The 17,193-nt window shown below is 73.6% G+C and carries 20 protein-coding genes and 1 pseudogene; 11 read left to right on the top strand and 10 right to left on the bottom strand.

Going from position 1 to position 17,193, the window contains the following annotated elements:
• Nucleotides 1-106: 106 nt before the first annotated feature.
• The 3 genes from ACFWJX_RS18895 to ACFWJX_RS18885 all read right to left on the bottom strand — a co-directional run bounded on the left by ACFWJX_RS18895 (nt 107) and on the right by ACFWJX_RS18885 (nt 3,034).
• Complete coding sequence (locus ACFWJX_RS18895) at nt 107-1,282, bottom strand: aromatic acid exporter family protein (RefSeq protein ID WP_383244113.1); 1,176 nt, start codon at nt 1,280-1,282, stop codon at nt 107-109.
• Nucleotides 1,279-1,935, bottom strand: a complete 657-nt coding sequence (locus ACFWJX_RS18890) for an HAD family hydrolase (RefSeq protein ID WP_383244110.1) — start codon at nt 1,933-1,935, stop codon at nt 1,279-1,281. The genes ACFWJX_RS18895 and ACFWJX_RS18890 overlap by 4 nt, the downstream gene beginning before the upstream one ends.
• A 61-nt stretch (nt 1,936-1,996) precedes the next feature.
• Nucleotides 1,997-3,034 carry a PHP domain-containing protein gene (locus ACFWJX_RS18885; protein ID WP_383244107.1) on the bottom strand — a complete coding sequence of 346 codons (1,038 nt, stop codon included), beginning with the start codon at nt 3,032-3,034 and terminating at the stop codon, nt 1,997-1,999.
• A 126-nt stretch (nt 3,035-3,160) separates the two neighbouring features.
• On the opposite strand from ACFWJX_RS18885, the gene ACFWJX_RS18880 reads away from it, so the two are divergent.
• The 3 genes from ACFWJX_RS18880 to ACFWJX_RS18870 are packed head-to-tail and all read left to right on the top strand — an operon-like array spanning nt 3,161 to nt 5,305.
• On the top strand, nt 3,161-3,970 hold the full coding sequence (locus ACFWJX_RS18880) for an SDR family oxidoreductase (RefSeq protein ID WP_383244104.1): 810 nt from the start codon (nt 3,161-3,163) through the stop codon (nt 3,968-3,970).
• Nucleotides 3,971-3,980: 10 nt separating this feature from the next.
• A complete protein-coding gene (locus tag ACFWJX_RS18875; protein ID WP_383244101.1) occupies nt 3,981-5,027 on the top strand; it encodes a DNA topoisomerase IB in 1,047 nt (348 codons plus the stop codon).
• Between the two features lie 35 nt (nt 5,028-5,062).
• Nucleotides 5,063-5,305: a hypothetical protein gene (locus ACFWJX_RS18870; RefSeq protein ID WP_383244099.1), complete on the top strand. Its 243-nt coding sequence runs from the start codon at nt 5,063-5,065 to the stop codon at nt 5,303-5,305.
• A gap of 24 nt (nt 5,306-5,329) precedes the next feature.
• Here ACFWJX_RS18870 and ACFWJX_RS18865 read toward each other — a convergent pair whose 3' ends face one another.
• Together ACFWJX_RS18865 and ACFWJX_RS18860 are read right to left on the bottom strand one after the other, a co-directional pair.
• Nucleotides 5,330-5,965, bottom strand: coding sequence for a VanZ family protein (locus tag ACFWJX_RS18865; RefSeq protein ID WP_383244096.1), 636 nt, complete (start codon nt 5,963-5,965; stop codon nt 5,330-5,332).
• 229 nt (nt 5,966-6,194) lie between these two features.
• On the bottom strand, nt 6,195-6,857 hold the full coding sequence (locus ACFWJX_RS18860) for a DUF4230 domain-containing protein (RefSeq protein WP_383244094.1): 663 nt from the start codon (nt 6,855-6,857) through the stop codon (nt 6,195-6,197).
• 200 nt (nt 6,858-7,057) lie between these two features.
• Between ACFWJX_RS18860 and ACFWJX_RS18855 the strand changes: the two genes are divergently transcribed.
• Entirely contained in the window at nt 7,058-8,011 is a 954-nt protein-coding gene (locus ACFWJX_RS18855) for a ribose-phosphate diphosphokinase (protein ID WP_383244091.1), read from the top strand.
• A gap of 22 nt (nt 8,012-8,033) precedes the next feature.
• Here ACFWJX_RS18855 and ACFWJX_RS18850 read toward each other — a convergent pair whose 3' ends face one another.
• Complete coding sequence (locus tag ACFWJX_RS18850; RefSeq protein ID WP_383244088.1) at nt 8,034-8,414, bottom strand: anti-sigma factor antagonist; 381 nt, start codon at nt 8,412-8,414, stop codon at nt 8,034-8,036.
• Nucleotides 8,415-8,628: 214 nt separating this feature from the next.
• A complete protein-coding gene (locus ACFWJX_RS18845) occupies nt 8,629-9,066 on the bottom strand; it encodes a MarR family winged helix-turn-helix transcriptional regulator (protein ID WP_383244085.1) in 438 nt (145 codons plus the stop codon).
• A gap of 105 nt (nt 9,067-9,171) precedes the next feature.
• On the opposite strand from ACFWJX_RS18845, the gene ACFWJX_RS18840 reads away from it, so the two are divergent.
• Together ACFWJX_RS18840 and ACFWJX_RS18835 are read left to right on the top strand one after the other, a co-directional pair.
• Complete coding sequence (locus tag ACFWJX_RS18840; protein WP_383244082.1) at nt 9,172-10,635, top strand: aldehyde dehydrogenase family protein; 1,464 nt, start codon at nt 9,172-9,174, stop codon at nt 10,633-10,635.
• A 25-nt stretch (nt 10,636-10,660) separates the two neighbouring features.
• Nucleotides 10,661-11,773 carry an NAD(P)-dependent alcohol dehydrogenase gene (locus tag ACFWJX_RS18835; protein WP_383244079.1) on the top strand — a complete coding sequence of 371 codons (1,113 nt, stop codon included), beginning with the start codon at nt 10,661-10,663 and terminating at the stop codon, nt 11,771-11,773.
• A 7-nt stretch (nt 11,774-11,780) separates the two neighbouring features.
• On the opposite strand, the gene ACFWJX_RS18830 is transcribed toward ACFWJX_RS18835, so the two are convergent.
• Nucleotides 11,781-12,731: an NADP-dependent oxidoreductase gene (locus ACFWJX_RS18830; protein WP_383244076.1), complete on the bottom strand. Its 951-nt coding sequence runs from the start codon at nt 12,729-12,731 to the stop codon at nt 11,781-11,783.
• A 71-nt stretch (nt 12,732-12,802) separates the two neighbouring features.
• On the opposite strand from ACFWJX_RS18830, the gene ACFWJX_RS18825 reads away from it, so the two are divergent.
• Both ACFWJX_RS18825 and ACFWJX_RS18820 read left to right on the top strand, forming a co-directional pair.
• Nucleotides 12,803-13,762: a GlxA family transcriptional regulator gene (locus ACFWJX_RS18825; protein ID WP_383244073.1), complete on the top strand. Its 960-nt coding sequence runs from the start codon at nt 12,803-12,805 to the stop codon at nt 13,760-13,762.
• Nucleotides 13,763-13,825: 63 nt separating this feature from the next.
• On the top strand, nt 13,826-14,677 hold the full coding sequence (locus ACFWJX_RS18820; protein ID WP_383244070.1) for a hypothetical protein: 852 nt from the start codon (nt 13,826-13,828) through the stop codon (nt 14,675-14,677).
• Between the two features lie 4 nt (nt 14,678-14,681).
• Here ACFWJX_RS18820 and ACFWJX_RS18815 read toward each other — a convergent pair whose 3' ends face one another.
• Nucleotides 14,682-15,245 carry a TetR/AcrR family transcriptional regulator gene (locus ACFWJX_RS18815; RefSeq protein WP_383244067.1) on the bottom strand — a complete coding sequence of 188 codons (564 nt, stop codon included), beginning with the start codon at nt 15,243-15,245 and terminating at the stop codon, nt 14,682-14,684.
• On the bottom strand, nt 15,242-15,604 hold the full coding sequence (locus tag ACFWJX_RS18810) for a DUF1304 domain-containing protein (protein ID WP_383244064.1): 363 nt from the start codon (nt 15,602-15,604) through the stop codon (nt 15,242-15,244). The genes ACFWJX_RS18815 and ACFWJX_RS18810 overlap by 4 nt, the downstream gene beginning before the upstream one ends.
• 153 nt (nt 15,605-15,757) lie before the next feature.
• On the opposite strand from ACFWJX_RS18810, the pseudogene ACFWJX_RS18805 reads away from it, so the two are divergent.
• The 3 genes and pseudogenes from ACFWJX_RS18805 to ACFWJX_RS18795 all read left to right on the top strand — a co-directional run.
• Nucleotides 15,758-16,144 (top strand): annotated as a pseudogene (locus tag ACFWJX_RS18805) (GNAT family N-acetyltransferase); the annotation flags it as partial.
• Complete coding sequence (locus ACFWJX_RS18800) at nt 16,141-16,605, top strand: pyridoxamine 5'-phosphate oxidase family protein (RefSeq protein ID WP_383244061.1); 465 nt, start codon at nt 16,141-16,143, stop codon at nt 16,603-16,605. The pseudogene ACFWJX_RS18805 and the gene ACFWJX_RS18800, both read left to right, overlap by 4 nt.
• Nucleotides 16,606-16,675: 70 nt before the next feature.
• Entirely contained in the window at nt 16,676-17,068 is a 393-nt protein-coding gene (locus tag ACFWJX_RS18795; RefSeq protein WP_383244058.1) for a VOC family protein, read from the top strand.
• The last annotated feature ends 125 nt before the right edge of the window (nt 17,069-17,193 follow it).

Genomic DNA, 17,193 nt, shown 5'->3' with positions numbered 1-17,193 from the left:
CAAAAGGTGAGGCCCGGGGACACTGTCCCATCCGCACCCACGGTCTGTTCAACGGCGAACCACCTGTGGGTGTTCCCCGCTCTGCGGCCGCCCCCGGTGATCTGTGTCACCGGCTCCGGTCCGCCTCCCGGGCGGCCGGGAGGATCTCGGTCCAGAGGTTCTCCGCCTGGAGCAGCAGCGTCCCCAGGACCGCCGTGTGCGCCGCGCCCCGCGTGGCGTGGTCGCGCAGGCTGTCCTGCAAGAGGCACCGAAGCTCCTCCAGCTCCGCAGGCTCCTCCACACTCTCCCCGCGTCCGGCCGCGGCGCCCCGGAGCCGTTCCGCCTCGGTCCGGCAGGCTCCGCCGAGGAGTTCCAGCAGCCGGGCGTACGTCCGCAGCGCCGCCGCCTCGGGCGGGGCGGGCGTACGGTCGCCGTCGGCCGCCACGGCGAGCGTGCGGGTGAGGGCCGCGACATGGTCGGTGACCCGGCCCCAGCGGACGTCCTCCGACTCCGGCGGCACGTCCAGGGGAACCCGGTGCAGCGCGCGCAGCGGGCCGGAGGTCAGCCGCAGGCTCTCCCGGCTCCAGCCGCGCGCCGAGCGCAGCCCCTCCCGCCGACGTTCCAGCCGGGCGGACGCCCGCGACCACTCGGCGGCCGTCGCCGCGTCCCACTCGCCCTCCCGCAGCCCGCCCGCGACCGCGTCCAGCAGCTCGCCCGCCTCCCGGGCCAGCGACACCAGGTTCTCCCGCACGTCCCGCAGGTGCACCGGCGGCAGCACCAGCGCGTTCACGGCGACCCCGATCACCGCGCCGAGCGCCGCCTGCCACACCCGGTGCCCGACCGCCGACGCCGACACCGCTCCCGAGGCGACCGTGAACACCGCCGTGGTGGCCGCGTAGACGCCCTGGTCGCCGAACCTTGGCCAGTTGGCCAGCAGCATCAGCACCGGCAGTGACAGCGCGAGCGCGCCCAGGGTGTCCCCGGTGACTGCCTGCGCCGCCGAGGCGAGCAGGGTCCCCGCGCAGATCGCCGACCACTGCTGGGCGGCCTGCCGCAGCGAGCCGTACACCGTGGCCTGCACCAGGACCAGCGCCACCCAGGGCGCCATCAGGGCCATCGGGTCGCCCAGCCAGTAGCCCGCCACCAGCCAGGCCAGCAGGGCCGCCACCGCCGCCTTCAGCGACTGCACGACCAGGTCCCGTTCCCGGCCGGGCCCGGCGCCGGCCGCCCGCGCGGCCCCGGCGACGGCACCCGCCTCCCGCCGTACCGCCTCCGTCACCCGTGTCCCGTCGCGGAAACTCATGCCAGCGGGCTGTCCTCCAGGGCGGCCAGCAGGGCGGCCGGATCGGCGTAGACCGCCTGGGCGCCGGCCTCCTCGAGGTCGGCGCGCGGAATGCCGCCGCACAACACCGCCACGCACCGGACGCCTGCCCGGCGGCCCGCCCGCATGTCCCACACGGTGTCGCCGACGAACACGGCCCGCTCGGCGGGCACCCCGGCCAGCTCCAGGGCGTGCTCGACGGGTTCCGGCGCGGGTTTGCCCTCCTCGACGTCGTCCGCGCTCGCCGTGGCGGTGATCGCCTCGTCGGCGTCCAGGGCACGTCGCAGCGCCGCCAGCTCCGCGCCGCTGGCCGAGGTGGCCAGCACCACCCGACGGCCGTCGCCGTGCAGCCGCCTCAGCAGCGCCCCGGCGTCCGCGAGCGCGGGCAGCCGGTCGAAGTACTGGCCGTACAGGGCCTTGTGCGCGGCGCTCAGCGCGGAGTCCTGGTCCTCGTCGCGGTCCACGCCCAGCACATGGGCGATCAGATCGGTGGAACCGAGCCCGATCGCCCGGTGCACGGCGTGCATGGGCACCCGGTGACCCGCCTGCCGGAAGGCCTCCCACCAGGTCACGACGTGCAGGTGGTTGGTGTCGACGAGGGTGCCGTCGACATCGAAGACGGCGGCGCGTTCCATCCGGGGTCCTTTCGTCGGCGTTCGCCAGCTGTCGTCCGCGTGGCCGGCACCGAGTACCACGTCAGCCGCCCGTCACGCCCGTCGGCACCCGGCCCTCCCGCGTCCAGGCCAGCAGATCGTCCAACGGCCAGGTGGTCACCACCCGGTCCGGCGGCACCCCGCACTCCTCGGCCCGCTCACAGCCGAGGACCTGCCAGTCCAGCTGTCCGGGCGCGTGCGCGTCGGTGTCGACCGAGAACAGCACGCCCGCCTCCACGGCCCGGCGCAGCAGCCGCCGGGGCGGGTCGAGCCGCTCGGGCCGGCTGTTGATCTCCACGGCCGTTCCCGACTCGGCGCAGGCGGCGAACACCTCGTCCGCGTCGAACTGCGACTCCGGCCGCCCCCGCCCGGTCACCAGCCGCCCGGTGCAGTGCCCGAGCACGTCCGCGTGCGGATCGCGTACGGCGTTCACCATGCGGCGGGTCATCGCGCGGGCGTCCATGCGCAGCTTGGAGTGGACGGACACCACGACCACGTCGAGCCGCTCCAGCAGTTCGGGCTCCTGGTCGAGGGAGCCGTCGTCGAGGATGTCGCACTCGATGCCGGTCAGCAGCCGGAACGGCGCCCACGTCGCGTTCAGCTCCGCCACCACGTCCAACTGCCGGCGCAGCCGGTCCGGGGACAGCCCGCGGGCCACCGTCAGGCGCGGCGAGTGGTCGGTCAGCGCCGCCCACTCGTGTCCGAGCGCGGCGGCCGCCAGGCCCATCTCCTCGATGGGGCTGCCGCCGTCCGACCAGTCGGAGTGCAGGTGGCAGTCCCCGCGCAGCAGCGCCCGCAGCCGCGCGCCACCGCCCGTGAGCGGCTTGCCGACCTCTTCCTCCAGCTTCTCCAGATAGGCGGGGACCCCTCCGGCGAGCGCCTCGCGCACCACCTGCGCGGTCTTCGGACCGACCCCCTTGAGGGACTCCAGCGTCCCCGTGTCCGCCCGCTCCCAAATCTGCCCGGCCGGCAGCCGCGCCAGCACCCGGGCCGCGGTACGGAAGGCGCGTACCCGGTAGGTCGGCGCCAGGGACCGCTCCAGCAGGAAGGCGATCCGGTCCAGGGCCTCGACGGGATCCATCGCCACCTCCTGGCTCCAGAGTTCCCCACCCGCGCCGGGCCCGCACGACGGGGGCGCCGGTTTGCCCGGTACCCACCCGGGTACTGCGACGTCCCGACAACCTCGCCGTTCCCGAGGAGGCCGCCGATGTCCGCCCCGACCGTCCCCCGCCCCGAGGTGGCCCTCGTCACCGGCGCCGACTCCGGCATCGGCCGCGCCACCGCCGTACGCCTCGCCGCGGCGGGGATGGACGTCGGGATCACCTGGCACAGCGACCTGAAGGGGGCCGAGGAGACCGCCGAGGAGGTCCGCTCGCACGGCAGGCGGGCCGCCGTCGCCCAGCTCGACCTGACCCGGCTGCCCTCCGCCGCCGACACCGTCGACGAGCTGTGCGAGCGGCTCGGCCGCGTCGACGTCCTCGTCAACAACGCCGGTACGGGCACCATGACGCCCTTCCTCGACCTGGAGCCGGACGAGGTGCGACGGGTCCTGGACGTCGACCTCGTCGGCCCCTTCCTGTGCGGGCAGAAGGCGGCCCGGCACATGATCCGGCAGGGCGACGGCGGCCGGATCGTCAACGTCACCTCCGTCCACGAGCACCAGCCGCGCGTCGGCGCCGCACCGTACTGCGCGGCCAAGGGCGGCCTGGGCCTGCTCACCCAGGTCATGGCCCTCGAACTCGCCGAGTACGGCATCACCGTCAACGCCGTCGCGCCCGGCGAGATCGCCACCCCCATGACGGGGCAGGAGGACACCGACCCGCACACGCAGAAGCGCCCCGGTGTCCCGCTGGGACGCCCCGGCGACGCCCGCGAGGTCGCCGCCGTCATCGCCTTCCTCGCCGGGCCGGACGCCAGTTACGTCACCGGCGCCTCCTGGAGCGTGGACGGCGGCATGCTCCGGATGGGCCCCCAGGCCGGATCGCATCTCGGCGGCGACGACTGGCGCAGGCCCTGAACGGCCGGCCGTGAGACTCCGTACCAGTTCCTGCGACGGCCCCGGCCTCACCCGGCTGCGCCACGGCCGGGGCTTCCGCTACTGCGACCAGCACGGCGGCCCCCTCACCGACCCGGAGCAGCTCGCGAGGATCCGCGCCCTGACCATCCCGCCCGCCTGGCGCGACGTGTGGATCTGCCCCTGGCCCGACGGCCACCTCCAGGCCGTCGGCACCGACGACGCCGGCCGCCGCCAGTACCTCTACCACGAGCGCTTCCGCGCCCAGCAGGAGCAGGCCAAGCACGCCCACGTCCGCGTGGTCGCCCGTGCCCTGCCCGAGCTGCGGGCGCGGGTCTCCGCCGACCTCGCCGGCCGCGGCCTGAGCCGGAGCCGCGTCACCGCGTGCGCCGTACGCCTGCTGGACCTCGGCTTCTTCCGGATCGGCAGCGACCGGCACACCAAGGTGAGCGAGACGTACGGACTGACGACGATGCTGCGTGAGCACGTCACCTGCGGGCGCGGCGAGCTGGCGTTCTGCTTCCCGGCCAAGGGCGGCACGGAGCTGGTCCGGGCGCTGGTGGACGAGCAGGCCCACGCCGTGGTCCGTGCCCTGCTGCGGCGCCGCCGCGGCGGGGAGCGGCTGCTGGTCTTCTGGGAACGGGGCGCCTGGCACGACCTGCACGGCGGCGACCTGAACGAGGCGCTCCGCCGGCTGGCCGGAACCGACGTCACCGCCAAGGACTTCCGCACCTGGCACGCCACCGTGCTCGCCGCTGTCGCCCTCGCCGTCACCACCGGGGAGGCTCGCGCCACCCCCGCCGCCCGGCGCCGGCAGGCCGCCCGCGCGGTGCGGGAGGTCAGCCGGTACCTCGGCAACACGCCCGCCGTGTGCCGGGCCTCCTACATCGACCCGCGCGTCTTCGAGCTGTTCGACCAGGGCCGTACGATCGCCCCCGCGCTCACCCGGCTGGGCGAACACGGGGCGTTCGGGCGGCCGGCCACACAGGGTGCCGTCGAGGCGGCCGTGCTGGACCTGCTCAACGGCGGGAAAAGCCGAGCCGAGGACAGAATCGGGTGATTCCTACCCGCCGGTTGCGATTTAGGCTCTATGGCATGACCGAAATCGCGAGCCCTTACATCTCCCGACCGCGGATCACGGTGCTCGGGGTGCAGCCGGGCGAGTCCCCGTTCCGCATCGTGGAAATCGACGGTGAGGTGGTCGGTGAGGCCAGGGCCGTCACCGACGTCCTCGAGACGGCCGCCGCGTTCGGGATCATCGTCCACGACCTCGACGACCCGGACGTGGTGCGTTGGGTGGGCGGTGACCGGTACACCTGGAGCCCCCGACGCCACTAGCGCCGCCGCCCGCCGCCCGAGTCGTCACACCCGGCGCTCCCGCGCGTGCACGGCCCGGCCCATCCGCCGGCCCACCAGCAGATAACCGACGAGCGCGCCCGCCGTGTTGAGGATGACGTCGTCCACGTCGAAGGCGCGGCCGGTCACCAGCGCACCCTGGGCGAACTCCACCAGCAGCATCACGCTCGCGGTCAGCAGCAGGACCCGCACCAGTCCGCGCGCCCGGGGCGCGACGACCGGCACCAGCACACCGAACGGCACACCGAGCAGCAGATTCCCGCCGATCTGCTTCACCGCGTCGCGCAGTTCCGGCTGGTCCAGATACGCCCGCAGCGACCGGCCGGGCCGCAGGTTGGAGTGCACCAGCGACTCGGAGGCGGGGGAGGGCTCCAGGGTGAGCCGGGCCAGCACGACGGCGAACGCCACCATGAACGCGAAGGCGAGCAGCATCGCCAGCAGCCGCAGGGGGAGCGGCAGCGGCCGACGCCCGCCCCGCTCCGAGCCACCGGACGGCTTCGGCGCCCCCTTGCCGGCCTTCGCCCCCTTGCCCCTCTTGGCGGGCGCGGCCTCCGCCGGCGGTTCGGGCTTGGCGGTGCGCAGGCGAAACGCGGTGCGCACGCGCAGTGCGGCGGCACGCGGACGTAGGGCTGCACGGTCCATGCGGTCCTCCAGTCTTCAACTTGCCTGCGTGGTAGGGCGGTTACCCCCGAACGGCGGGAGGATGCGACGGGCCGGATCCCGGTTCCCCGTCCCCCCACCCGCGGTGCCCGTTCGTGCGCTCGGCGGCCCCCTCCCTCGCCGTCGGGTGACCCCGGCCTCGCCGGCGCCATGCACCCGGAGCGGGGCCGGCCCTGCCGGGCCTGGTCACTCCTGGATCAGGCCCAGCAGGTCAGGCGCCGTAGGTCACCCGCACCTCCTCGAAGCCGAGGGAGCGCAGCAGGCCCTGGAGCATGCTGGTGGTGTTGGTCTCGGCGCGCGCGGTCAGCTCGCTGTCCTTCGCCGCGTCGCCGATGTGCCGGGCCGCGAGCTTCTGCACGGCCTGCTCGCCGTTGGGGTTGTCGGAGAAGAGGTCGCCGAGCCGGTCGAGGAGACCGCGCTGCTTGGAGACGGCGTAGGAGCGGTCGGGGTCGAGGGCCGGTGTGCCGAGCCGGGCGTGGGGCAGCCGGAGGGTGGCCGACGTGCGGTCGGCGTCGACCGTCACGTCCTTGTCGCCGACCTGACCGAGGTCGACGTAGGCGTCCACGGTGCCCGCCCCGACGTACAGGGTGCGGGTGCCGCGGAGCGCGTCGGGGAGGTACTTGGCGTCCTTCTCCAGGTCGACGACGACCTGGAAGTTGCCGGAGGCGGCCTCGTAGCGGCTCATGTCCTGGATGGACCTGAGCAGTGCGGGCCCCGAACGGTCGTGGGTCTCGGTGCCGAAGAAGTCGCGCAGTCCCGGCAGCAGGCTGAGCCGGATCCCGGCGAACATCACGACGAGCACGACCACGACGGCGGTGAGCATCTTGGCCCAGCCGGGCATGCGCCCGGGGAGGCGCTTGATGGAAGTCGTCATGTCGACGGTCCTCCTTCCTGCACACCTGATGCCCGCCAAATGCCGCGACAGGCCCGCCCGTTGAGGACCTGTGCCGGTGGCTTCCGGGCCGGGGCCGGGCCGCGGCGGGTCCGGACGGCGTACGGGTGAGGGTGACGGGACGGGTGAGATCGGCCAGCATGGGAGATCCCGCCGGACCAGGGTCATCCGAGGAGCCCTCAGTGCGAGACATCTCCGTGTTCAGCGGCAGCGCCCACCCCGACCTGGCCGCCGAGGTCTGTGCCCACCTCGGCGTGCCCCTCAGCCCGTCCCGGCTCAGCAGGTTCGCCAACGACTGCCTGGAGGTCCAGCTCCAGGCGAACTGCCGGGAACGCGATGTCTTTCTCGTGCAGCCCCTGGTCCGGCCCGTGCAGGAGCACCTCGTGGAGCTGCTGCTGATGTGCGACGCGGCCCGCGGGGCGTCCGCGGGCCGGATCACCGTCGTCATGCCGCACTACTCCTACGCCCGCTCCGACAAGAAGGACGAGCCCCGCATCTCCCTGGGCGGACGGCTGGTCGCCGATCTGATGGCGGCGGCAGGAGTGCACCGGGTCCTCACCATGACCCTGCACTCGCCGCAGGTGCACGGCTTCTTCTCGGTCCCCGTCGACCATCTGCACGCCCGCCGGGAACTCGCCGCCCACTTCCGCCGCTACGACCTCACCCGGACGACCGTCGTCTCACCGGACCTCGGCAACGCCAAGGAGGCCGCCGCGTTCGCCCGGATGCTCGGAGCGCAGGTGGCGGCCGGGGCCAAGCAGCGGTATCCCGACGACCGGGTCAGCATCAACACGGTGATCGGCGAGGTCACCGGACGGGATGTGATCGTGCTGGACGACGAGATCGCCAAGGGCAGCACCGTCCTCGAACTCCTGGACCGGCTCCGGGAGTCGGAGCCGCGGTCGATCCGGGTGGCCTGCACGCACGGACTCTTCGCGGGCGGCGCCCTCAAGCGGCTCAGCGAGCAGCCGGACGTACTGGAGATCGTGTGCACCAACACCGTGCCCGTGGCCGCCGGGGAACACACCGACAAGCTGCGCGTGCTGTCCATCGCCCCGGCCCTCGCCGAGGCCGTACGGCGCATTCACAACGGTGAGTCGGTGAGCGCCCTGTTCGACGCGGACCGGGCCGGATAGTCCCCGGGCGGGGTCATCAGGGTCATAACGAGCCGGACGTGGCCCCGGGCCGTGCCAGAGCGGCGTCCAGGCTGGGCGCTGGCGGCAGCAGCCGGGACAGGCCGGTGGCCCGCAGGATGCGCAGGGTCAGCGCGTGGGTGCAGACGAGGTGCAGGTCGCCGCCGTGGTCCAGGACCCGGCCGCGGGCGCGGTAGAGCAGGCGCAGGCCCGAGCAGTCGAAGAACTCGATCCCGCTCAGGTCGAGCACCACGCGCGGGGCGGGACCGGCCGTGGCGCTGTCCAGGTGCGAGCCGATCTCCGTCGCGGCAACGATGTCGATCTCGCCGCGGAACTCCAGCACCGTGTATCCCCGGTCCTCGCGGACGCGCAGATGCGGGGTGTCCGCGGCGGGTTCATGCTGCACGACGACATCGCCTCCCACACAGCTCCACCGGTCGGGAGCCTCCAACGGCGGGGGCGCGCGCGGCAGTTCCCCACCCCAGCAAGGTACCCCCGGTGGAGTGAATTCCAGCATGTTCGATTGACATATGTCTTCGAAATGAGGACGTGTCTCGACCGAGTTTTTTCGTGCCGTGAACGAAGTGGTGAAGAATACCCTCCGACGGGGGCGTGCGCGCCTACGAAAGGGCCTGCCACGCCTTGGACAGCGCCTGCCGGAACTGCTCGGCCTGGCGGTCGGTGAGGTCCCGCACCATCCGCTCCTCCAGCTCCCGCACCGGCCCGGCGTGCCGGTCGAGCACCTGCCGGCCCTCGTCGGTGAGCAGGATCAGCAACTCACGCCGGTTGCGAGGATTGCGTTCGCGCCGGATCAGCCCCCGGCTCTCCAGGGAGCGCACCACGTCGGCGATGGACTGGGCGGTGACGAAGGAGTCCCTGGCCAGCTGCGCGGCCGACAGTCCGTCGTGCCGCTCCAGCACGGTGAGGGCCGTGTACTGGAGCGCCGTGATCCCGGACGGCCTGACCAGCTCGTCCAGGTGGGAGCGCACGACCAGCTCCACCTGCTTCACCATGTAGAGCAGGGACGGGGGTGCCTTGGCTGTGTGAGTGCCGACCATGAGACCGGAGCCTAGAGCATTGACAGGAAACCTGTCTGTAATGAGACTGCGGACCAACAGGAATCCTGTTTGTTGAAAACTTGGCGACGATGCTGAGGAGTGGCCATGACCACCTTCGAGACCGACCCGACCGGCCCCGGCCGACTCTTCGTCGGGGGACAGTGGCGCGAAGCCGCCGACGGAGCCCGCACCGAGGTGGTCGACCCGTCCCGGGGCACGGTCCTGACCACCGTCGCCGCGGCCGGCGCCGCCGACGTGGACGCGGCCGTGCGGGCCGCCCGCGAGGCCTTCGACACCGGACCGTGGTCCCGCCTCAGCGGCCGGGAGCGGGGCCGCGTCCTGCACCGCGTGGCCGAGCTGATCCGCGAGGAGGCCGACGAGATCGCCCGCCTGGAGAGCCTCGACGTCGGCAAGCCGATCACCCTGGCGCGCGCCGTGGACGTCACCAACGCGGCGAACGACTACGAGTACTACGCCGCCCTGGCCCACACCCTGGACGGCGCCACCCGCGACACCCCGCTCAACGCCCTCGCCTACACCAAGCGCGGCCCGCTCGGCGTGGTCGCCGCGATCACCCCGTTCAACTTCCCGCTGATCCTGGCCGGCTCGAAGATCGCCCCGGCGCTGGCGGCCGGCAACACGGTCGTCCACAAGCCCGCCGACGAGACCCCGCTCAGCGCCCTCTACATGGCGGGGCTGTTCCAGCGGGCGGGCGTCCCCGACGGCGTGGTCAACGTGGTCACCGGCACCGGCCCGGTGGCCGGCGAGGCGCTGCTGCGCCACCCCGGCGTCGACAAGATCGCCTTCACCGGCTCCACCGCGGTCGGCCGGCACGCCGCGAGCGTCGCCGGCGAGACCCTCAAGCCGGTCACCATGGAACTGGGCGGCAACGCGGCGCACCTCGTCTTCGAGGACGCCGACCTGGAAAGGGCCGTCGGCGCGGTCATCAAGGCCTTCGTCTTCAACACCGGCCAGTTCTGCATGGGAGGCCCGCGCCTGCTGGTGGCCCGCCCGGTCCACGCCACCCTGCTGAAGATCCTCGCCGAGGCCGTCCCCGGCGTCCCGGTCGGCGACCCGAGGCTGCCGGAGACCGTCGTCGGCCCGATGGCGGGGGAGCGGCACCTGCGCAAGGTCGAGGAGTACGTCGCCCTCGCCCGCGAGGAGGGCGGCCGGATCGTCTGCGGCGGAGAGCGTCTCGACCTCGACGGCGGCTACTACTACCGGCCCACCGTGATCGCCGACCTCGCCAACGACTCCCGCGTGATCCAGGAGGAGGTGTTCGGCCCGGTCCTCACCGTCCAGCCCTTCGACAGCGAGGACGAGGCGATCGCCCTCGCCAACTCCACGCCGTACGGCCTGGCCTCGGGGGTGCAGACCGGGAACCTCGCCCGCGCCCACCGGGTCGCCGACCGGCTCCAGGCCGGGATCGTCTGGGTCAACGACTGGGCGATGCTCGACCCCGCCGTCCCCTTCGGCGGCGTCAAGGAGTCCGGCTTCGGGCGCGAGTACGGGCCCGAGGCGCTCGCCTCCTACACCAAGGTCAAGTCCGTCGTCCTCTCGCTCGACTGAGCGCCGTACCAAAGGAGTTCGCCGCATGTCCCTCATCACGCGCGCGGCCGTCGTCGAGTCCGGCGGAGCCCCCTTCACCCTGTCCGAGGTCGTCCTGGACGACCCCGCCCCGCACGAGGCCGTCGTCCGGCTGGTGGCGGCCGGGCTGTGCCACACCGATCTGAGCGTGGCGAGCGGCGGGCTGCCCTTCCCGCTGCCCGGCGTCCTCGGCCACGAGGGCGCGGGAGTCGTCGAGGCGGTGGGGGCGGCCGTCACCGGCGTCGCCCCGGGCGACCACGTCGTGCTGTCCTTCACCTCCTGCGGCGCGTGCCGCGAATGCCACGGCGGGCACCCCGCCTACTGCGCGTCCTGGCTGCCGCTGAACCTCCTCGGCGGCCGCCGCGCCGACGGCACCGCCACCGTCAGCCGGGACGGAGTGGCGCTCGGCGGCCACTTCTTCGGCCAGTCCTCCTTCGCCGAACGGGCGTTGGTGGACGAGCGCAGCCTCGTCAAGGTCGACCCCGAGGTGCCGCTGGCCTCGATCGCTCCGCTGGGCTGCGGAGTGCAGACGGGCGTCGGTGCCGTGTGGAACGTACTGAAGCCGGCGGCCGGCGGCACGGTCGTCGTGCTCGGCGCCGGTGCCGTCGGCCTGTCGGCGGTGATGGCGGCCGCCCTCGGCCCGGCGACCACCGTCGTCGCCGTCGACAGGGTCACCGAACGCCTCGACCTGGCCAAGGAGTTGGGCGCCACCCACACCGTGAACGCGGGCGAGGCCGACCTCGGCCCGGCCCTCGCGGAGATCACCGGCGGCCGCGGCGCCGACGGCATCGTGGAGACCACGGGCAGCGTCGCCGTGCTCCGCCAGGGCGTCGACGCGCTCGCCGCCCGCGGCACCCTGGTCGTCGTGGGCGCTCCGCCCTTCGGTACCGAAGTCGCCCTGGACGTCAACGGGTTGCTGAGCGGCAAGCGGGTCGTCGGTCTCACCCTCGGCGACAGCGAGACGCAGACCTTCATCCCGGCCCTGGTCCGGCTGGTCAAGGAGGGGCGGCTCCCGCTGCACCGCCTGGTCGGCACCTATCCGTTCCAGGACATCGACCGGGCGGTGCGCGACATGACCAAGGGCCGGACCATCAAGCCCGTGCTCACCTTCGGGGATTGACCGACCGTCAGTCGACGGTCAGGACCAGCTTCCCGGTGGTCCGCCCGGTGTCGCCGAGCCGGTGCGCCTCGGCGGCATCGGCCAGCGGGAACGTCCCGGCGATCGTGGCGCGCAGACTGCCCGCATCGACCAGCTCGGCGATCCGCCGCATCCCGGCCCGGTCGGCGTCCACCAGCATGCGCACCGCGCGCACGCCGAGCGCCTCGGCCTCGTCGAAGAACTTCCGGGAACCGACCGGCAGGATCGACACCACGACGCCCCCCGGACGCAGCACCCGCAGCGAACCCGTCGAGGTGCTCCCGCCGATGGTGTCCAGCACCACGTCGACGTCCTTCACGGCCTCGGTGAAGTCCGTCTCCCGGTAGTCGATCACCTCGTCGGCGCCCAGTTCCCGCAGGAAGTCGTGCTTGGCCGCGCTCGCCGTGCCGATCACATACGCGCCGCGGTCCTTGGCGATCTGCACGGCCACATGCCCGACGCCGCCGGCCGCCGCGTGGATCAGCACCCGCTGACCCGGCTGGAGATCGGCGGCCTCGCCGAGCGCCTGGAGCGCGGTCAGCGACACCAGCGGCAGTGCGGCAGCCTGCACGTGGTCGATCGAGGCGGGCTTGTGCCAGAGGGCGCGGACCGGGGCGACGACGTACTCGGCGTGCGAGCCGTGGCCGTGCGGATAGGGCAGCATGCCGAAGACGTCGTCGCCGGGCGCGAAGGCGGCGACGCCGATGCCCACCTTCTCGACCGTGCCGGAGACGTCCCAGCCCAGGGTGAACGGCGGCTTGCCGAGGAAGCCGCCCGAGGCACGGTGCTTCCAGTCCGTCGGGTTCACCCCGGCGGCGCGCACCCGCACCAGTACCTCGTTGGGGCGCGGTTCGGGCCGCTCCACCGTCTCCACCTTCAGAACCTCGGGTCCCCCGAGGACGTCCTGTCCGATGACGCGCATCGTGCGCTCAGTACTCATGAGGCCACAGCCTGCCAGGGTCCACGCACCCAGCCAATGGCATGATTGCCACTCTTCGATAGAATCGTGCCATGCGTGGCAAGCAGCGGCATCCCGAACGCGTGGTCGTCCTCGCCCTCGACGGTGTCTATCCCTTCGAACTCGGCATGCCGAGCCGCATCCTCGGCGCGGCCGACGGCCGCTATGAGGTGCTGACCTGCACGGTCGACGGCCGTCCGGTGCGCACCGACGCGGACTTCACGATCGGCGTCGAACACGGCCCCGAGGCGCTCGAGACCGCCGACACCGTGGTCATCGCTCCCGTGTCCTCCTCGCGGGTCACCGCCGTCCTCCCCGACGAGGTCGCCGCCGCCCTCGCCCGCATCCGCCCCGGCACCCGCATCGTGTCCATCTGCACCGGCGCCTTCGTGCTCGCCGCCGCCGGTCTCCTCGACGGTCGCCGGGCCACCACCCACTGGCAGCTCGCCGACGAGTTCCGCAGGCTGTTCCCGCATGTCGACCTCGACCCGGACGTCCTGTTCGTCGACGACGACCCGGTGCTGACCTCCGCGGGCGCCGCCTCCGGCGTCGACATCTGCCTCCATCTCATCCGCAAGGACCACGGCAGCGGCCTCGCCAACACGGTGGCCCGCCGCTGTGTCGTCCCGCCCTTCCGGGACGGCGGCCAGGCCCAGTACATCGAGCGGCCGGTGCCCGAGGCGGGCGCCACCAGCACGGCGGCCACCCGCGCCTGGGCCCTGCGACGCCTGGGCGAACCCCTCACCCTCGCCGACCTCGCGGCGCACTCCCGGATGAGCCTGCGCACCTTCGCCCGCCGCTTCCACGACGAGGTGGGACTCAGCCCCGGCCGCTGGCTGATCCAGCAGCGCGTGGCGCACGCCCGGCACCTGCTGGAGTCCAGCGACCTCACCGTGGACCAGGTCGCCGGCCGGGTCGGCTTCGCCACCGGCGCCTCGCTGCGCCAGCACCTGCACGCGGCGATCGGCGTCTCGCCCCAGGCGTACCGGAAGACGTTCCAGACGGCCCGCTGAACGTTCCGGGCCCCCGCCGCGTCGCAGAAGCGCAGGAGCGGCCGGTGGAACAGGGGCGGAAGAATGCGCAGAGGATTCGTGGCGATGACGGCACTGGCGGCGGTGGTGGCCGTGGGATGCGGCGCCGAGGGCGAGGACGTGGTGGTCGAGGGGACTCCGCCCGCCACCCCGTACAGCGGCGCGCTCGACATCCCGACCAAGGACGTGGACGGGAGCACCCAGCGGGCGCTGCTCGCCGTGACCGGCGCTGCGGGCCGCGCCCTGGAGTGCGACGGGGAGATCTTCGGGGGCAACGGGCCCGACGGCTGGGGGAGCGGCGACGGCGGCGACACCCCGGAGGACGGGCTGCGGCTCCACTTCGACCTCTTCGCCCCCGAAGTGCCCCTCTCCGGCTACCGCGTGGAACGCCGCGAGACGGACCGGGTCCTGTACTCCTTCGACGTCGGCGGCCGGACCAAGGTGGCCGTCGTGGTCGCCCACGACCAGAAGGAACGGCCCGGCTGGGGCCCGGAGACCAGCGCCTCCTGCGACCCGGCCGAACTCCCGGCGGAATTCACCGACTCGAGTCGCTACGAGTTCTGGACGGACGTGCACGGCAGGCGGCAGCCGATCGCGCGGATCCACAGCTCCCTGGGCCCCGAGCACTGCGACTGGCAGACCGCCCGCTTCCTGACGCTCGGCCGGGGCGAACAGGCCACGACCTACGTCCGCGACCCCGACGGCGCCCTCGGAACCGGCCTGCTGAGTGCCCCGTACGACCCCGAGGTCCCGCTGCCCGCCGGCGCGCGCGACACCGGATACCGGTACGGCGACCGGCAGTTGTGGCTGACGGACGACCGCGGGACGGCGTACGTCCGCACTCCCGACGGCGTCGAGGCCTGGCCCTCGGCGACGGACGGGGTGGCGTGCATGTGAGCGCTCAGCGGCTCGCGTGCAGGGCGACCAGCAACTGCCACACCTGGTCGGCGATCTCGGCGGGGCCGGCGCCCAGGAGGCCGTGCAGCCAGTCCGCGAGCACCCCGGCGAACGTCGCGGCGACGGCCGAGGCGACCAGCGGCGCGTCCGCCGCGCCCGCCCGCTCGCGCTCCCGCAGGCTGTAGGCCCGCAGATCCCGGTGCAGCACCCGGCCCAGCGGCCCCCCGCCGCCCGGCGTCAACAGGGCCCGGTACAGCGCCGCGTGCGGGGTCAGAGACGCGAAGAACTCCCCGAGCGCCGCCGGGGCGCGCACCGGATCGGGCCGGCCCCGCCAGGAGTGCAGCGCCTCCACCGCCTCGCGTACGACGTCCGCGCACGCGTCGACCGCGAGGGCCTCCAGGTCGTCGTAGTGGACGTAGAAGGTGGCCCGGCCGACGCCGGCCCGGCGGACCAGCGCGGCCACACCGACCTCCGCCAGCGGCCGTTCGGCGCACTCGGCGAGGAGCGCGGTGCGCAGCCTCGCCCGGGTGCGGGCCGCCCGCGGGTCCTCCGGCTCGCCGCGGATCACGGCGCGATCAGGACGGCGGCCAGGGCGAGGGCGCCGGGCAGCGCCTGCGCGACCAGGATCCGGCGGTTGGCCGTGACCGCCCCGTAGACGCCCGCGACGATCACGCAGGACAGGAAGAAGACCTGCACCCGGAAACCGGTCGGGTCACCGGCGATCAGCCCCCAGACCAGGCCCGCGGCGAGAAACCCGTTGTAGAGCCCCTGGTTGGCGGCCATCGGGGCGGTCGCCCGCGCCATCTCCGCGTCGAACCCGTGGAACGAGCGCCCCTGCTTCTTCTGCCACAGGAACATCTCCATCACCAGGATGTAGAGATGCAGTGCGGCGACGAGCCCCACGAGAACACCGGCGACGGCTTCCATCGTCTTCCTCATTTCTTGGACAGGTGTCCACTATAGATGGACAGGTGTCCAGAAGTCAGGGGGGGGGCAGGCGTTGTCGGTGGTCGCAGCTGGCCGGTGCATGAGTGATCAAGAGGTGAGCGGCCGCGTGAGCACGGCGCCGCGTCCTTCGCCGCCGCGCTCGGCGACCCCACGCGGCCGGTGCTCGTGGCCGAGCGCGGCGGGCGGGTGGTCGGGCATCTCAGCGGGTCGGTCGCGGTGGGCACCGCCGTGCCGCCGGTGACCTCGGCGACCCTCGTCGGGATCCACGTCCGTGCCGCCCACCGGCGGTCCGGGGCGGGTGCGCGGCTCGTCGAGGCCTTCGCCGACCGGGCCCGCGAACAGGGCGCCCGGCAGGCCGAGGTGACCGCGTACACCGACGACACCGACGCCGTCCGCTTCTACGCACGGCACGGCTTCGGCCCGCACACCCTTGTCCTGCGGCGCCCTGTAGCCGTGGCGCCGCCACCGGACGGCGAGACCCTGCGAGCGAGCCTCCCGACGTCCACACTGGGATCATGACCTCAGCACCCGCACGCTCCCCGCAGCAGCGCAAGCACGACACCCTGCGCCGGCTGGAACACGACGTCGACGCCTGGGTCGCCACGGCCGCCGAGCGGGGCGGAGCCCCCTACCTGATCCCGCTCTCCTACGTCTGGGACGGCGCGACCCTGCTCATCGCCACCCCGGCCGCGAGCCGCACCGGGCGCAACCTGAGCGCCACCCGAGTCGCCCGTCTCGGCATCGGCCCGACCCGTGACGTCGTGCTCATCGAGGGCTCGGCCCTGGCCGTGGAACCCGCCGACCTCCCGGAGGAGGACGCCGAGATCTTCGAGGCGAAGACCGGCTTCGACCCGCGCGAACTGCCCGAGCCCTACCTGTACTTCTACGTCCGGCCGCGCCGCATCCAGGCCTGGCGCGAGACCGACGCACCGGAGGGGCGGGAACTGATGCGGGACGGGGAGTGGCTGGTGGCCGACTGAATCCGGGGTATCCGCAGGGTTCGGGGGCGGCACGGGTCCGCCCCGCCACCGGACCTCGCGGAGGAGAGACATGGCACTGGTGAAAGCGGGCATCGTGGTGCTCGACTGCGCCGAGCCCGAGAAGCTCGCCGAGTTCTACAAGGCCCTGCTGGACACCGAGGAGACCGACGCGAACGCCAACCTCGTGGAGATCACGGGCGCCGCCGGTTTCCGGATCGCCTTCCGGCGCGACGCGAACGCGACCCCGCCGAGCTGGCCCCGCCCCGAGAACTCGCTCCAGGCCCACCTCGAGTTCCTGGTGGAGGACCTCGACGAGGCGGAACGCCGGATCGTGGGCCTCGGCGGACGCCCGCTGGAGACCAGGGGCGCCCACGGCCCGCTCGAGGAGCGCCAGTACGGGGACCCGGCCGGGCACTCCTTCACCCTGCGCCTACGGCCGTCCACCGCACCCAAGCAGGCCTGACCGGGGTGCCCCCCCCCCCCCCGGGGGCCCCCCCCCCCCCCCGCCCGCCCCCCCCCCCCCCACCCCCCGGGCCCCCCCCCCCCGGGGGCGCGAGCTTGGCAGCCCCACCCGGCCCCACCGCCCCC

The organism is Streptomyces sp. NPDC058335 (assembly GCF_042723915.1).
Lineage (GTDB): Bacteria > Actinomycetota > Actinomycetes > Streptomycetales > Streptomycetaceae > Streptomyces.
The sequence above is the reverse complement of the archived record's forward strand: the minus strand, read 5'-3'. Positions and strand labels throughout refer to the sequence as shown.